This window comes from Pseudomonas sp. SWRI92 (assembly GCF_014268685.1).
Lineage (GTDB): Bacteria > Pseudomonadota > Gammaproteobacteria > Pseudomonadales > Pseudomonadaceae > Aquipseudomonas > Aquipseudomonas marvdashtae.
Genome location: NZ_JABWQY010000012.1, coordinates 123,151 through 137,304 on the forward strand (window position 1 = coordinate 123,151; position 14,154 = coordinate 137,304).

11 protein-coding genes, 1 tRNA gene and 2 pseudogenes are annotated in these 14,154 nt (G+C 60.0%); 10 read left to right on the forward strand and 4 right to left on the reverse strand.

Features of this window, described 5'->3' with window-relative positions; genetic code table 11:
• Positions 1 to 146: 146 nt before the first annotated feature.
• From rbfA to HU762_RS18805, 5 genes are all read left to right on the forward strand, one after another.
• Positions 147 to 548, forward strand: coding sequence for a 30S ribosome-binding factor RbfA (rbfA, locus tag HU762_RS18785; protein WP_186612165.1), 402 nt, complete (start codon positions 147 to 149; stop codon positions 546 to 548).
• A gap of 3 nt (positions 549 to 551) precedes the next feature.
• Positions 552 to 1,469 (forward strand): tRNA pseudouridine(55) synthase TruB, encoded by a 918-nt coding sequence (truB, locus tag HU762_RS18790; RefSeq protein ID WP_186639534.1) that lies wholly within the window; start codon positions 552 to 554, stop codon positions 1,467 to 1,469.
• A gap of 144 nt (positions 1,470 to 1,613) precedes the next feature.
• Positions 1,614 to 1,883, forward strand: coding sequence for a 30S ribosomal protein S15 (rpsO, locus tag HU762_RS18795; RefSeq protein ID WP_003177875.1), 270 nt, complete (start codon positions 1,614 to 1,616; stop codon positions 1,881 to 1,883).
• A 194-nt stretch (positions 1,884 to 2,077) separates the two neighbouring features.
• Positions 2,078 to 4,183 (forward strand): polyribonucleotide nucleotidyltransferase, encoded by a 2,106-nt coding sequence (gene pnp, locus HU762_RS18800; protein ID WP_186639536.1) that lies wholly within the window; start codon positions 2,078 to 2,080, stop codon positions 4,181 to 4,183.
• Between the two features lie 126 nt (positions 4,184 to 4,309).
• Positions 4,310 to 4,385, forward strand: a tRNA-Thr gene (locus tag HU762_RS18805).
• A 40-nt stretch (positions 4,386 to 4,425) separates the two neighbouring features.
• Here HU762_RS18805 and HU762_RS18810 read toward each other — a convergent pair.
• Positions 4,426 to 4,602 (reverse strand): annotated as a pseudogene (locus tag HU762_RS18810) (type II toxin-antitoxin system HicB family antitoxin); the annotation flags it as partial.
• Positions 4,603 to 4,899: 297 nt separating this feature from the next.
• On the opposite strand from HU762_RS18810, the gene HU762_RS18815 reads away from it, so the two are divergent.
• Positions 4,900 to 5,205, forward strand: a complete 306-nt coding sequence (locus HU762_RS18815; RefSeq protein ID WP_186639538.1) for a DUF6388 family protein — start codon at positions 4,900 to 4,902, stop codon at positions 5,203 to 5,205.
• A gap of 168 nt (positions 5,206 to 5,373) precedes the next feature.
• On the opposite strand, the gene nadC is transcribed toward HU762_RS18815, so the two are convergent.
• On the reverse strand, positions 5,374 to 6,222 hold the full coding sequence (gene nadC, locus HU762_RS18820) for a carboxylating nicotinate-nucleotide diphosphorylase (protein ID WP_186639540.1): 849 nt from the start codon (positions 6,220 to 6,222) through the stop codon (positions 5,374 to 5,376).
• A gap of 234 nt (positions 6,223 to 6,456) precedes the next feature.
• Between nadC and HU762_RS18825 the strand changes: the two genes are divergently transcribed.
• The 4 genes and pseudogenes from HU762_RS18825 to HU762_RS18840 all read left to right on the forward strand — a co-directional run bounded on the left by HU762_RS18825 (position 6,457) and on the right by HU762_RS18840 (position 12,315).
• Positions 6,457 to 8,667, forward strand: coding sequence for a DUF1631 domain-containing protein (locus HU762_RS18825; protein WP_186639542.1), 2,211 nt, complete (start codon positions 6,457 to 6,459; stop codon positions 8,665 to 8,667).
• A 64-nt stretch (positions 8,668 to 8,731) separates the two neighbouring features.
• The gene (gene ampD, locus HU762_RS18830) at positions 8,732 to 9,292 is read left to right on the forward strand and encodes a 1,6-anhydro-N-acetylmuramyl-L-alanine amidase AmpD (RefSeq protein ID WP_186639544.1); all 561 of its coding nucleotides are present in this window, start codon (positions 8,732 to 8,734) and stop codon (positions 9,290 to 9,292) included.
• Positions 9,289 to 10,125, forward strand: coding sequence for a regulatory signaling modulator protein AmpE (gene ampE, locus HU762_RS18835; protein WP_186639546.1), 837 nt, complete (start codon positions 9,289 to 9,291; stop codon positions 10,123 to 10,125). Before ampD ends, ampE begins: the two co-directional genes overlap by 4 nt.
• Before the next feature lie 190 nt (positions 10,126 to 10,315).
• Positions 10,316 to 12,315, forward strand: a pseudogene (locus HU762_RS18840) (methyl-accepting chemotaxis protein).
• A 16-nt stretch (positions 12,316 to 12,331) separates the two neighbouring features.
• Here HU762_RS18840 and HU762_RS18845 read toward each other — a convergent pair.
• Both HU762_RS18845 and cra read right to left on the reverse strand, forming a co-directional pair.
• Positions 12,332 to 13,108 (reverse strand): TatD family hydrolase, encoded by a 777-nt coding sequence (locus tag HU762_RS18845; protein ID WP_186639548.1) that lies wholly within the window; start codon positions 13,106 to 13,108, stop codon positions 12,332 to 12,334.
• 20 nt (positions 13,109 to 13,128) lie between these two features.
• Positions 13,129 to 14,124, reverse strand: coding sequence for a catabolite repressor/activator (gene cra, locus HU762_RS18850; protein WP_186639550.1), 996 nt, complete (start codon positions 14,122 to 14,124; stop codon positions 13,129 to 13,131).
• Positions 14,125 to 14,154 lie beyond the last annotated feature (30 nt).

A 14,154-nucleotide genomic window follows, 5' to 3' on the forward strand; every position in this document is an offset into this window, starting at 1 on the left:
AGAGCCGCACCGGGCAGCCGCATGAACATGCGCTGCCTGGCTGGCGGACTCTAAACGCAACGCCCGGTCTGGCTTTTGCCAGGCCGGGCGTTTGCCGCTTTCAGACCTCACGGGTTTGACCGTGGGGCAGTAACAGGTAACAAGACATGGCAAAAGAATACAGCCGTACCCAACGAATCGGCGATCAGATGCAGCGTGAGCTGGCCCAACTGATCCGCCGCGAAGTCAAGGATCCGCGTGTCGGCCTGGTCACCATTACCGCAGTGGAAGTCAGCCGTGACGTTGGTCACGCGAAGATTTTCATCACCGTGATGGGCCAGGACAGTGCGGAAGAAATCGCCCAGAGCATCAAGGTGCTCAACTCGGCCGCTGGTTTCCTGCGCATGCAACTGGCTCGGGAAATGAAACTGCGCAGCGTTCCACAGCTGCACTTCCACTACGACGAGAGCGTCGTGCGGGGTGCGCATCTGTCGGCCCTGATCGAGCGCGCCGTGGCTGAAGACAGCCAGCACCCGGCGGCGTCTGAACCCGAAGACACCAAGGAGTAAACGGTGGCTCAGGTCAAACGTATCCGTCGTAATGTCAGCGGTATCATTTTGCTCGACAAACCGTTGGGGTTTACCTCCAACGCGGCGTTGCAGAAGGTTCGCTGGCTGCTCAATGCCGAGAAGGCCGGGCACACCGGGAGTCTCGATCCACTCGCCACCGGCGTGCTGCCGCTGTGCTTCGGCGAGGCGACCAAGTTTTCCCAATATCTGCTCGATTCCGATAAGGGTTATGAAACCGTCGCCCAGTTAGGCAAGACCACCACCACGGCGGACGCTGAAGGTGAGGTTTTGCTGGAGCGCCCGGTGACCGTTGGTCAGGCTGATGTGGAAGCTGTGTTGCCAGCTTTTCGCGGAAAAATCAGTCAGATACCGCCGATGTACTCTGCTCTCAAGCGTGATGGCCAGCCACTGTACAAGCTAGCTCGCGCAGGCGAAGTAGTGGAGCGTGAACCGCGTTCTGTTACTATTGCGCGCTTGGAATTGCTGGCCTTTGACGGTGATACTGCGCGGCTTGCCGTGGATTGCAGCAAAGGCACCTATATCCGCACCCTGGTGGAGGATATTGGTGAGCAGCTCGGCTGTGGCGCGTACGTGGCAGAATTGCGACGGACCCAGGCCGGGCCTTTCACCCTGGCCCAGACGGTCACGCTGGAAGAGCTGGAAGCGGTGCATGCCGACGGCGGCAACGAAGCGGTTGACCGTTTCCTGATGCCATCGGACAGCGGCTTGCTCGACTGGCCACTGCTGCAGTTTTCCGAACACAGCGCGTTCTACTGGCTCAATGGCCAGCCAGTACGTGCCCCGGATGCGCCGAAGTTCGGTATGGTCCGGGTGCAGGATCACAACGGTCGCTTCATCGGTATCGGTGAAGTGAGCGAAGACGGGCGCATTGCGCCGCGTCGACTGATTCGGTCGGAATGACCGGAACCAGCCTGCGTAACAACAGGTTGGCGAGTGTGGCTGTTAACAGGCACGGTCACTACTCATTTATAGATACAGGGATTTGTCCCTGGCCTGTTGAAGCTGTTTCCTTGGAACAGCTTCCTGACTAAAAAGGATTGCCTCATGGCTCTCGACGTTCAAGAAAAAGCTCAAATCGTAGCTGACTACCAGCAAGCTGTTGGTGACACTGGTTCGCCAGAAGTGCAAGTTGCACTGCTGACCCACAACATCAACAAACTGCAAGGTCACTTCAAGGCCAACGGTAAAGATCACCACTCCCGTCGTGGTCTGATCCGCATGGTAAACCAGCGTCGCAAGCTGCTGGACTACCTGAAAGGCAAGGATCTGGGTCGTTATCAGACTCTGATCGGTCGCCTGGGTCTGCGTCGCTAATCAGCGATTGCGCTAGAGGTTGGTGGTCTGTCGTACGTCAGTGGGTTTCCCGCTGGCGCATGGCAGGCTCCCAGCCTCAAGTTTTATCTGGATACACGTTTTACCCTGGACAGGCGTCGGGCCGACTCCCGCCATTGCCCAAGAATTTCGCAAGAAGACAAGTTCCCCAAGAGCCACAAAGAAGGTAGGACACCGTGAACCCGGTAATCAAAAAATTCCAATTCGGTCAGTCGACCGTTACCCTCGAGACTGGCCGTATCGCCCGTCAGGCCTCCGGCGCAGTGCTGGTCACCGTTGACGACGACGTCAGCGTATTGGTGACCGTTGTCGGTGCCAAGCAAGCCGATCCAGGCAAGGGCTTCTTCCCGCTGTCTGTTCATTACCAGGAAAAGACTTACGCTGCCGGTAAGATCCCTGGTGGTTTCTTCAAGCGCGAAGGCCGTCCTTCCGAGAAAGAAACCCTGACTTCCCGACTGATCGACCGTCCGATCCGTCCGCTTTTCCCTGAAGGCTTCATGAACGAAGTGCAGGTTGTCTGCACCGTCGTTTCCACCAGCAAGAAAACCGATCCGGACATCGCTGCGATGATCGGTACCTCGGCCGCCCTGGCCATCTCCGGCATTCCTTTCGATGGCCCGATCGGCGCTGCCCGCGTCGCGTTCCACGAAAGCACCGGCTACCTGCTGAACCCGACTTACGAACAACAGAAAGCTTCGAGCCTGGACATGGTCGTGGCCGGTACTTCGGAAGCCGTTCTGATGGTTGAATCGGAAGCCAAAGAGCTGACCGAAGACCAGATGTTGGGCGCAGTACTGTTTGCTCACGACGAGTTCCAGGTGGTGATCAACGCCGTTAAAGAACTGGCCGCTGAAGCTGCCAAGCCAACCTGGACCTGGGCTCCACAGCCAGAAGCCACCGCTCTGCTGGGCGCTATCCGTGCCGAGTTCGGCGACGCGATCTCCCAGGCCTACACCATCACCATCAAGGCCGACCGTTATGCGCGCCTGGGTGAGTTGAAAGACCAGGTCGTTGCCAAGTTCTCCGGCGAAGAAGGCCAGCCATCGGCTAGCGACGTCAAAGCTGCATTCGGTGAAATCGAATACCGCACCGTTCGCGAAAACATCGTCAACGGCAAGCCACGTATCGACGGTCGCGACACCAAGACTGTACGTCCGCTGAACATCGAAGTCGGTGTTCTGCCTAAGACCCACGGTTCGGCTCTGTTCACCCGTGGCGAAACCCAGGCGCTGGTTGTTGCAACTCTGGGCACCGCCCGTGACGCGCAACTGCTGGACACTCTGGAAGGCGAGAAAAAAGACCCGTTCATGCTGCACTACAACTTCCCTCCGTTCTCGGTCGGTGAGTGTGGTCGCATGGGTGGCGCTGGTCGTCGCGAAATCGGTCACGGCCGTCTGGCCCGTCGTTCGATTGCCGCAATGCTGCCTGCTGCCGACGTGTTCCCGTACACCATTCGCGTGGTTTCGGAAATCACCGAGTCCAACGGTTCGAGCTCGATGGCTTCGGTCTGCGGCGCTTCCCTGGCCCTGATGGACGCCGGTGTGCCGATGAAGGCGCCGGTTGCCGGTATCGCCATGGGTCTGGTTAAAGAAGGCGAGAAATTCGCTGTCCTGACCGACATCCTGGGTGACGAAGACCACCTGGGCGACATGGACTTCAAAGTGGCCGGTACCGCCAAGGGCGTCACCGCACTGCAGATGGACATCAAGATCAAGGGCATCACCGAAGAGATCATGGAAATCGCCCTGGGCCAAGCCCTGGAAGCGCGCCTGAACATCCTCGGCCAGATGAACCAGATCATCGGTCAGTCCCGTACCGAGCTGTCGGAAAATGCTCCGACCATGATCGCGATGAAAATCGACACCGACAAAATCCGTGATGTCATCGGTAAAGGCGGCGCGACCATCCGTGCGATCTGCGAAGAAACCAAGGCTTCGATCGACATCGAAGACGACGGTTCGATCAAGATCTTTGGCGAAACCAAGGAAGCGGCAGAAGCAGCACGCCAGCGCGTCCTGGGCATTACCGCGGAAGCCGAGATCGGCAAGATCTACATCGGCAAGGTTGAGCGCATCGTCGACTTCGGCGCGTTCGTCAACATCCTGCCGGGCAAGGACGGCCTGGTTCACATCTCCATGCTGAGCGATGCTCGCGTCGAGAAAGTGACCGATATCCTCAAGGAAGGCCAGGAAGTGGAAGTGCTGGTACTGGACGTGGACAACCGCGGCCGTATCAAGCTGTCCATCAAGGACGTCGCAGCAGCCAAGGCATCGGGCGTTTAATCACCCCCTCGCTTAGCCGCTGAAACAAGCAAACGCCCCGACTGGTTCGGGGCGTTTTGCTGTGTGGTGAAAATCCCTGTGTCGCGGGTTGCCTGGCCACGGGGGACGATGCTAGGTTTAGCCACCGCCCGTGTAGCTCAGTCGGTAGAGCAGCGCACTCGTAACGCGAAGGTCGCAGGTTCGATTCCTGTCTCGGGCACCAGATTCTTCCAAGGGACTTCCGACTTCTACCCGAGCTGCGGACAGGTTTGCAGATAGTCATCTACCGCCTCGCGAAAAGCCGCTTCCAATTCGGCCACCGTTTGTCCTTCGTAACTCACCAGCGCCCTGATGAATAAGAGCTTTCCGAACAGGCATTTGTCTTGGGTGCTTGTTTCAATTGAGCCGACATAGCCCTTGTATTGCAATTGGCTGCTCATTGAGTCTCGACCCTCACTGCTGAAGTCGTGGATATTTATACGGGGTGAATCCCTGTGCATGGAACCGAGAAACTGTAACCGCGCACATACCTCGCTCCTCCATTTGATTCCGCTTGTTGCACTGGCTTGCGTCTCTGTTAGGATTCCCTTGTCCCAAAAATGCAAACACCTTTGTTTTCAGATGATCCCCGAATGGTTCTGAAGGCCAGATAAACCGGGCTTCACACGGTTTTTTGCGTCAGAGAGATCCTTGATGATCCAGATCCATCTTCCATTCCCCAGATCAACGAGAACGCCATGACTGTTAAAGAATTGACCCAGGAAGCCAGGCACGAAGCAGCGCTGAAGAAGTACGTGCTGGATGCGCCCCAGTTGCTGGAAGAGATCAAGGACTTGTCCGCCGACGATCAGAAAGATCAGATCCAATGGGCATTCGAAGACGAGGCCGAAGCCCAGGGACTGCAACCCTGGGAGCTGACGCTCAAGTACACCAGCACACCTGAAGAATTCGAGCTGCAGCGCCTTGCATTGCACAAGGAAGCGGCCGAGGTGCTGGGTGTGGAATGGGATGAGTACTGCGAGATGAACAATCTGGTGGTCTGAAAAAAACGCGGCAAGAGTAACACTGTGGCGCGGGAGCTTGCTCCCGCTGGGCTGCGCAGCAGCCCCAAAAGAGGGGGCCGCTTCGCGCTGGAGCGCCAGCCCGGCCCAGCGGGAGCAAGCTCCCTCGCCACGGACCCTCTTCGTTTCTGATTGCCTGGCCTCAGCCTGTCAGAGGCTCAAGCGCATCGACAGATCCACCGCTTTCACGTCCTTGGTCATCGCGCCAATGGAGATGTAGTCCACGCCGGTCTCGGCAATCGGGCGCAACGTGTTTTCGTTGATCCCGCCGCTGGCTTCCAGTTTCGCCTTGCCGCCGTTCAGGCGCACGGCTTCGCGCATATCGTCCAGGCTCAGTTCATCGAGCATGATGATGTCGGCCCCGGCCGCCAGCGCCTCTTTCAGTTCCGCCAGGCTTTCGACTTCGATTTCGACCGGTTTGCCCGGCGCGATCTTGTGGGCGGCGTTGATGGCCTGCGCGATTCCACCGCAGGCGGCGATATGATTTTCCTTGATCAGGAAGGCGTCGTAGAGGCCGATGCGGTGGTTATGGCAACCACCGCAGGTGACCGCATATTTCTGGGCCAGCCGCAGCCCTGGAAGCGTTTTGCGGGTATCGAGCAGCTTGACCTGTGTGTCGGCGACGAAATCCGCCAGGTAACGGGCCCGAGTGGCGACGCCCGATAGCAGCTGCAAAAAATTCAGCGCGCTACGTTCACCGGTCAGCAACGAACGGGCCGGGCCCTCGAGGTGGAACAGTGCCTCGTCAGGGTTCACCCGGTCGCCGTCGCGGACTTGCCAGTGCACCGCGACGCGGGCGTCCAGTTGCCGAAACACCGCATCGACCCAGGCCGTGCCACTGATGATCGCGGCATCTCGAGTGATGATGGTGGCCTTGGCCAGGCGTTCGGTGGGGATCAGTTGCGCGGTGATGTCGCCACTGCCGATGTCTTCGAGCAACGCGCGGCGCACATTGGCTTCGATTTCGGCGGTCAGGTCGGCGAGACGTAGATTCGGCATAGCGGGCTCCACAAACAAAGTGGCCCGATTATATCTACTTGGGACTGATTGGCTTGTATTTGGTCGCGTCCGCGCAACATTTCCCCCTTTTGCCGGTCACTTATTGCGATCTATTTGAGCTTGGTCACAGAGCGCCGCTGGTGTGACTGATGTCTTTTACCCGATAATCCGCCTTTCGATTGACGTCATGACTTTGACGTCGCGAACCGAAGAATGCCGTTTCAGGAGGCCAGGATGCATAACGACGGAAATGTGGTGCCTTTGCACAAGGTGCCTAGCGATCAGGCGACTCGTTCGCCGCTCGCCCGCCTGCCTGTGATTCTGCTTCAGGTTCGCGACAAGGCGGCCCAACAGTTGCGCGTTGGCTTGCAAGGGTTGTTCGATAACGCCGACGACACGTTGTTCGAAATGGCCGATCGGGCGCGCAACGATGTCGAGCAGAATCTCTATTTCGAGGCCATGCGCGACTTGCGGCTCAAACGCAAAAGTATCGAGCGCGAATTCATCGAGCAGTTTTTCGAGGCGTTCGTCAGCCTCGCCCAATACGACCTTACCCAGGCGACACTGGCTCCCGTGCTGGGTGCAATCTCCAGCCAGCCAAACCATGACGAGCTGGAGCGTCGCCTGGCGGTCGAAACCATGGTCGCGCGGGTGCTCAGTCGCGATGGCGTTTCGCTCGATCAACTCACCGCCCGTCTCAGTGCGTTGTTGGCCCGGCCGTTGACCAACCAGCAGAACCCCTTGAGCCCGGCATTGCTGTGCGAGCATTTTCTTCAGGCCGGGCGCAACCTGGGCGTGGGGATCAAGGTCAAGTTGATCCTGCTCAAGCTCTTCGAACGCTATGTGCTTAGCGAATGCGACCAGCTCTACGCCGAAGCCAATCAGTTGCTGGCTGCCACGGGCATCTTGCCGGATCTCAAGGCCTCTCCGTCGCGTCGGGCCTCGGATCGCGTCGAAGAGGTCTCTCGACCCAAGGCCGCTGGCGCGACAAGGCCAAGGATCGACGACGTCGATGACAGCGTGCACGAAGTGTTCGCCGCGTTGCAGAAGCTGCTGGTCCAGGTGCGCGGCAGTGTCGCGCCAACCCTGGAGGCCAGCGCGCCGGCCCAGCCAATCTCGACACGAGACCTGCTGCGACTGTTGTCTCATCTGCAGCAATATGTGCCGTCGCCCACGGTCCAGGATGAATTCGACCTGCGCAGCCAGTTGGAACAGTTGCTGACCCGGGTCAGCGTCAAGAGCGGCAGATCCCGGGTCGTTGACGGCGCCGACGAAGACGTGATCAATCTGATCGCGATGATGTTCGAGTTCATTCTCGAAGACCATAACTTGCCGGATATCCTCAAGGCCTTGATCGGCCGACTGCAGATTCCGATGCTTAAGGTCGCGGTACAGGACAAGAGTTTCTTCAGTCGTGGTAACCATCCGGCCCGCCGGCTGCTCAATGAAATCGCCGCGGCGGCGATGGGCTGGGGCGATTGCGACGATCATCAGCGTGACGCCCTGTATCTGCGCATCGAGCAAGTGGTGCAGCGTTTGTTGAACGATTTTGTCGACGACCCGGCGATTTTTTCCGAGGTGCTGGCCGAGTTCCTGGCGTTCACCAGCGACGAGCGTCGTCGCTGTGAGTTGTTGGAGCAACGCATTCGAGACGCTGAAGAAGGGCGGGCAAAGGCCGAACTGGCGCGCCAGCGAGTCGAAGGCGCGCTGAACCAGGTCATGCTGGGCAAGCTCTTGCCCCAGGCCGTGGTGGACTTTGTGCAGCAAGCCTGGAGCCAGGTGTTGCTGCTGACCGGCTTCAAGCATGGCGAGCATTCAGTTGAATGGAAGGCAGACGTGCTGACGCTCGAACAATTGGTCTGGAGTGTCCAGCACCACGAAGAGTCCGACGCGGGCCTGCGTTTGCTGGCGATGGTGCCGGAATTGCTCAAGGCCTTGCGCGAGGGCTTGAGCCGCTCGGCGTTCGATCCGTTCGCCACCAGCGAATTTTTCAGCGAGCTGGAAGTGCTTCACGTCCAGGCCCTCCAGCGGATGGGTCAGGCATCCGAGCAGGCTGAACCGGCCGATTCGCCGGTCATGGTCGAGGTGGCGGAGCCTATCGTCCTGCGGACTGCGCCGAAAACGCCCATGGAGGAGACGACTGTTCGTCTGCCGGCCGACGATGTAGGCCTGCTCCAGGTCGACCAATTGCGCCTGGGGAGCTGGGTCGAATTCCAAGAGGACGAAGACAACAGCCTTCGTTGCAAGCTTGCGGCGATCATCCAGGCTACCGGCAAGTTTGTCTTCGTCAACCGCACCGGCCTCAAGGTCCTGGAGCACAGCCGCACTAGCCTGGCCTTGGAATTCCGCCGGGGAGCGGCGCGGCTGTTGGACGATACCCTGCTGTTCGACCGGGCGCTGGAATCGGTTCTGGGCAATCTGCGCCAGCTCAATCGCGGCAAGTGATCGCGCAGCCGAGGTCGATCGCGGCATACTGGCGGCATTCACTGTCGTCATCGAAGGAACCTGTATGCAGCTGGACCCCGCAAGCGGTTGGTGCGATGGCGCGCGTCATTGCCCATCGCCTAATTTCAATGCGCGCCCCGAGGGCGAAATCTCCCTGCTGGTGATCCACAACATCAGCTTGCCGCCGGCACAGTTCGCGACGGGCAAGGTGCAGGAATTTTTCCAGAATCGCTTGGATGTCACGGAACATCCCTATTTTGCCGGTATCGCAGAGCTGCGCGTCTCGGCGCACTTCCTGATTGAACGTGACGGCGTCATCAGCCAATTTGTCTCCTGCCTGGATCGTGCCTGGCATGCGGGCGTTTCATGCTTCGAAGGGCGAGAGACGTGTAACGATTTTTCCATTGGCATCGAACTTGAAGGCACCGATGATCTGCCATTTACCGACGCACAGTATGCCGCGCTGGTGGATCTGACCCGGCAGTTGCAGGCGGCGTTCAAGGCGATCACCGTGCCACGAATCTGCGGGCACAGCGACATCGCTCCGGGGCGCAAGACCGATCCGGGACCGGCATTCGACTGGGCGCGCTATCGCGCGGCCCTGATAGAAGGGGAAGGACAATGAGTTTTCTGGTGTTGCTGCTGGCGGTCTGGATCGAGAAGTTCTCGGCCTTGCGCCAGCGGGTCCAGCGTGATGGCGGCTGGCTGGGCGAGCTGAACAAGTTGGAGGTGAGCCCTCGCTGGGTCAACCGGCCCTGGTTGGTGCTGGTGGTCATGGTCCTCCTGCCAGTGGCGCTGCTGGCACTGTTGCTATGGGTGTTGGAGCCGGTGGCCTATGGGTTGCTGGCATTGCCGGTGCATCTGTTGGTGGTGATCTACAGTCTGGGGCGCGGCGACCTGTTGGCTGACCTGGGTCCGTTTCGCGATGCCTGGCGTCGGGAAGACCTGCAAGCGGCCACTCATGTCGCCAAGCGAGACCTGGGCATCGACGCCGACGACGGCGAGCAGTTGCTGGAACGGGTCCAAGGTCATTTGCTGTGGGAGGCTTACCAGAGTTTTTTCGCGGTCATTTTCTGGTACTTCCTGCTCGGCCCCGTGGCTGCGCTGAGCTATCGATTGCTGGCGCTGGCCGCCGACCACAGCCACAACCCCGGGGTGGCCGAGCGGGCGGCGCAACTGCGCCATGCCTTCGACTGGGTGCCGGTCCGGTTGCTGGCGGCGAGTTTCGCCCTGGTGGGCAACTTCGTGGCGGTCAGCCGCGTCATGCTGCACGAATTGCTCAACTGGAACATCAGCGCCGCCGACCTTATCGACAAGGTTGGACTGGTGGCGGGCGAGATTCCGAAACCAGTCGCCGGCCCGGACGGCATCAACAGCCTGGATCGGCTCTGGGAACTGTTGCTGCGCGCTGCGGTGCTCTGGTATGCCGGCTTTGCGTTGTGGACGGTGTTGGCGTAGACGAGCCTGTTTTCCGTGGCGAGGGGATAAATCCCTCGCCACAACAGACCGCTTTCAGCCCTCTCGTTAACCTTAAGTTACAAATCTCCCTGGCGATTTAAGCTATACAGACGCAGCGCCCGCGTAGTGGCTTTCTGCTGCTTCTGCGTGCGTGCCCCATAAAAATAAAAAGCTACCGGGAGACTTCCTTGTGAAGAGTTTGCTCTGGCCCGCCGTTGCCCTGATGAATCGCCTGAGCTTCGGCATGAAGTTCAGCTTGATCAGCGTGCTGTTCCTGCTGCCGATGCTGGTGACCAACTTCTTTCTGGTGCGCGACTCCTATCGGGAGTTTCAGGGCACGCAAGTGGAGCTGCAAAGCCTCGACCTGCTGGGCAGCAGCCTGACCTTGCGTCGAGACCTGGAGACGCTGAACAACCTGGTGCAAATCAACGCCAGCTTGGGCCAGTCGGGCAAGGCCGGCGACGTGGAAGCGAAAATCACCGCCCTTGAGCAACAGGTGCTCTCGCGCCTGCAAAGCATGAACGCCATGGCCGTGGAGCCAGAGCACGTCAGCGCCTTCGATGCCAAGCGCGACGAAATGATCGCTGCCTTCAAGGTCCAGCAGGCCGAAATAAATTGCTCAATAACGCGCAGATGTTTGGCCAGATCATCGCCAGTCAGGCGGGCTTGAGCAGGGACAACCAGGGCGACATTCGCCAGCTCAGCGATCTGATTATCGGCGTAACGCCCAAGGTCACTCAAATTCTGGGTGAAGGTCGCGCGTTGGGTGCTTCGTCCTTGGGGCAGGGTTTTCTCAATTCGGCGTCGAGCACCCGGTTCGACGAGTTGCTGGTGCAGATCGAAAAACTCCAGGGCGAATATGACCTGAAACTGCAGGATGCCCTGGGCTCCAGCCAGGCGGCTCGGCAGACGCTGGTCGATCAGGCCGGCGGCAGCAAAAGCACGCTCAAACAGGCCGCCGAACTGATCGAAGAACAGGTGGTGATGGCGGACACGCTGGATGCGCCTTGGCCGGCTTTTTTTGAGCAGGTCAGCGGCTTGATGGAACAGACCTATCGGTTGAATGAAGCAACGCTGGGCTTTCTCGATGTGCAGTTGCAGCATCGCCTGGAGCAGAACCGCAGCCACATGGTGCTGCAAGCCGCGGCATTGGCGGCCGTCTTCCTATCGATTTTTTATCTGTATGCCGGCTTCTACGCCTCGACGCGCACCACCCTCAAACATCTGGGTGCGATGATGGACAAGGTCGCAGCCGGCGACATGACGGTCAACTTCGTGGCCCGCAGCAAAGACGAACTGGGCGAGCTGGGTGAAGTGTTCAACGGCACGGTGGCGAAGATCCATGACCTGATCGAACAAGTCGGCCGCACCGTTGCCGAGGTTGAACGTCAGGCCGGGCAGGTGGAAGCGGTGTCGGCCCAGAGCAATCAGGCCGTTGCCGGGCAGCGCAGCCAGATCGAGCTGGTCGCCACGGCGATGAACCAGATGTCTGCCACCGCCCAGGAAGTTGCCCGCAGCGCCGCCGCGGCGGTCAGCAGCGCTCACAGCGTCAACGACGAAACCCTCAGCGGGCGCGGCCTGGTGGAGTCCCAGCAAGGCAGCATCGCCCGGTTGGCCAATGAGATCGATCAGTCGGTGCAGGTCATCAATCAGCTGGCGACCGACAGCCAGGCCATCAGCCGTGTGCTGGACGTGATCAAAAGCATTGCCGAGCAGACCAACCTGTTGGCGCTCAACGCCGCTATCGAAGCGGCCCGGGCCGGAGAGCAAGGGCGCGGCTTCGCAGTGGTGGCCGATGAAGTGCGAACCCTGGCCAAGCGGACCCAGCAATCGACCGAAGAAATCGAAGCAATGATCAGCCGTCTTCACGGTGGCGTGGGCGCAGCGGTAAAAGCGATGGGCACCAGTCACGAGATGGCCAGCGGCACCGTCAGTCAGTCGGAAAAGGTCCAGCAGGCGTTGGAAAATATCCTCGGCGCGGTCGGCATGATCGTCGACCAGAACCAGCAGATCGCCGCTGCCGTGGAACAGCAAACAGCCGTGGCCCACGACATCGACCAGAACATCGTCGAAATCAACCGCGCCGGCGAACGCACCGCCGAGGGCGCGCACCAGACTGAAGACGCCAGCCGCGAACTGTCCGCCCAGGTGGTGCAGCTCAAGCAGTTGATCAATGCGTTTCGGGTGTGAAACCTAGGTAGCGCGTCTACCAGTTGAACAGTTGGCAGGCGTTAGCCGTGCTGGCCTCGGCCAGTCGCTCAGGGCTGATATTCATGATCCCCGCCAGCGCCTCGCAAATCGCTGGCAAATGCGCCGGGCTGTTGCGCTGGCCGGGGAACATCGCCGGCGCCATGTCTGGTGAGTCGGTTTCCAGCACCACCGCTTCGAGCGGCAGCCTTGGCAGCACCCGGTGCATGCGCAGGGCCTGGGGCCAGGTGGCGGCGCCGCCGAGACCGAGCTTGAAACCGAGCTTGATGTACTCGCGAGCCTCTTCGAAGCTGCCGGCGAAAGCGTGGATGATGCCGGCCCGCTCGGGACAGATACGTTTAAGCGTGGCGATCACGGCGGCGTGACTGCGGCGCACATGGATCAGCGCCGGCAGTTGAAACTCCACGGCCAGTTCCAGTTGCGCTTCGAACAGTGCTTGCTGGCGATCACGGTCCAGGGTTTGGACGTAATAGTCCAAGCCGATTTCCCCCACCGCACACAACTGCCGATGCCCGACCAGGCGGCTCAGCCACTGGCGTAACAGGGCTAAATCCTCGTGGCGATGCTGGTCAAGGTAAACCGGATGCAGGCCCAGCGCGGCGTACAAGTCCGAGTCGCTTTGCACCAGGTCCCAGACCCGCTGCCAGTTGTCCCGATACACCCCCAGCACCACCATTTGCCGGACACCCGAGGCGCGGCTTTCGGCCAGCAGCGCCGGACGATCCGCATCGAAATCGGGGAAGTCCAGGTGAGTGTGAGTGTCGATCAGTTCCATGCTTCGATCCGCGGGAGCCTTCAGCCTTGGTGGATACGCTGCTTGAATGTACGGGCAATCGCCTGTACACCGGGCTGATAGTCATTGTTTTCGATAGCTGCCAGCGCCAGCGCCAGGGCTTTTTCAGCGATCAGTTGGTGTTGTTGGGACATGGCGTTGACCGGCAGCGGCAGGAAATCCAACAGTTGCGTGTCACCAAACGTGCCCAGGCGCAGCGGCCGCGACTTGAGCGGGAAGTCATGCAGGGCGTCGAACACTCCTTGGAGCAGCACGTAGGAGGTGGTGATCAACGCGTCGGGCAAATGTCCCAGGCGCGCGAGCATTTCGTCCATAAGCTGTCGGCCGCATTCCCGACTGAAGGACTCGCCATGCTCGATCAGCACCTGGCCGTCGAACCCGGCAAGCGCCTCGCGAAAACCGGCGGTCCGCTCCTGGCTGACGCTCAGTTCGGGACGTGCGCTGATCAACGCGATCTGCTGTGGGTGGGTCTCCAGCAGGCTGCGGGTCAGTTGCAGGCTGGCCTGGCGGTCATCGCTGATTACCGAGCAGAAATGCGTGGGTTCCATCACCCGGTCGATGGCGATGATAGGGATGCCCTTGGCCTGCAACTGGCGATAACTGTCGTCTTCGGCGGGCAGGCAACTGGCGACGATCAACGCATCGCAGCGCCGTGCGCGGAACAGCTGCAACAGTTGTCGCTCGCTGTCGGGCGCGTCGTCGGAGCTGGCGATCAAGAGCTGATAGCCTCGGGCGCGGGCGCCTTGTTCCAACAGCTTGGCGATGCGCGCGTAACTGGGGTTTTCCAGGTCCGGCAGGATGAAACCCAAGGTGCGGGTATGCCGGCTGCGCAGCCCGGCGGCCTGGGGGTTGGGCGTGAAGCCGTGTTCCTCGACCACCGCCCGCACCCGTTCGACGGTCGCGTTGCTGATGCGTTGCTGTTCGGCCTTGCCGTTGATGACGTAGCTGGCGGTGGTCACGGACACACCGGCAAGCTGGGCGATATCACTGAGTTTCAACCCGGTTTTTCCTTGTTTTTTCGAGTGTGT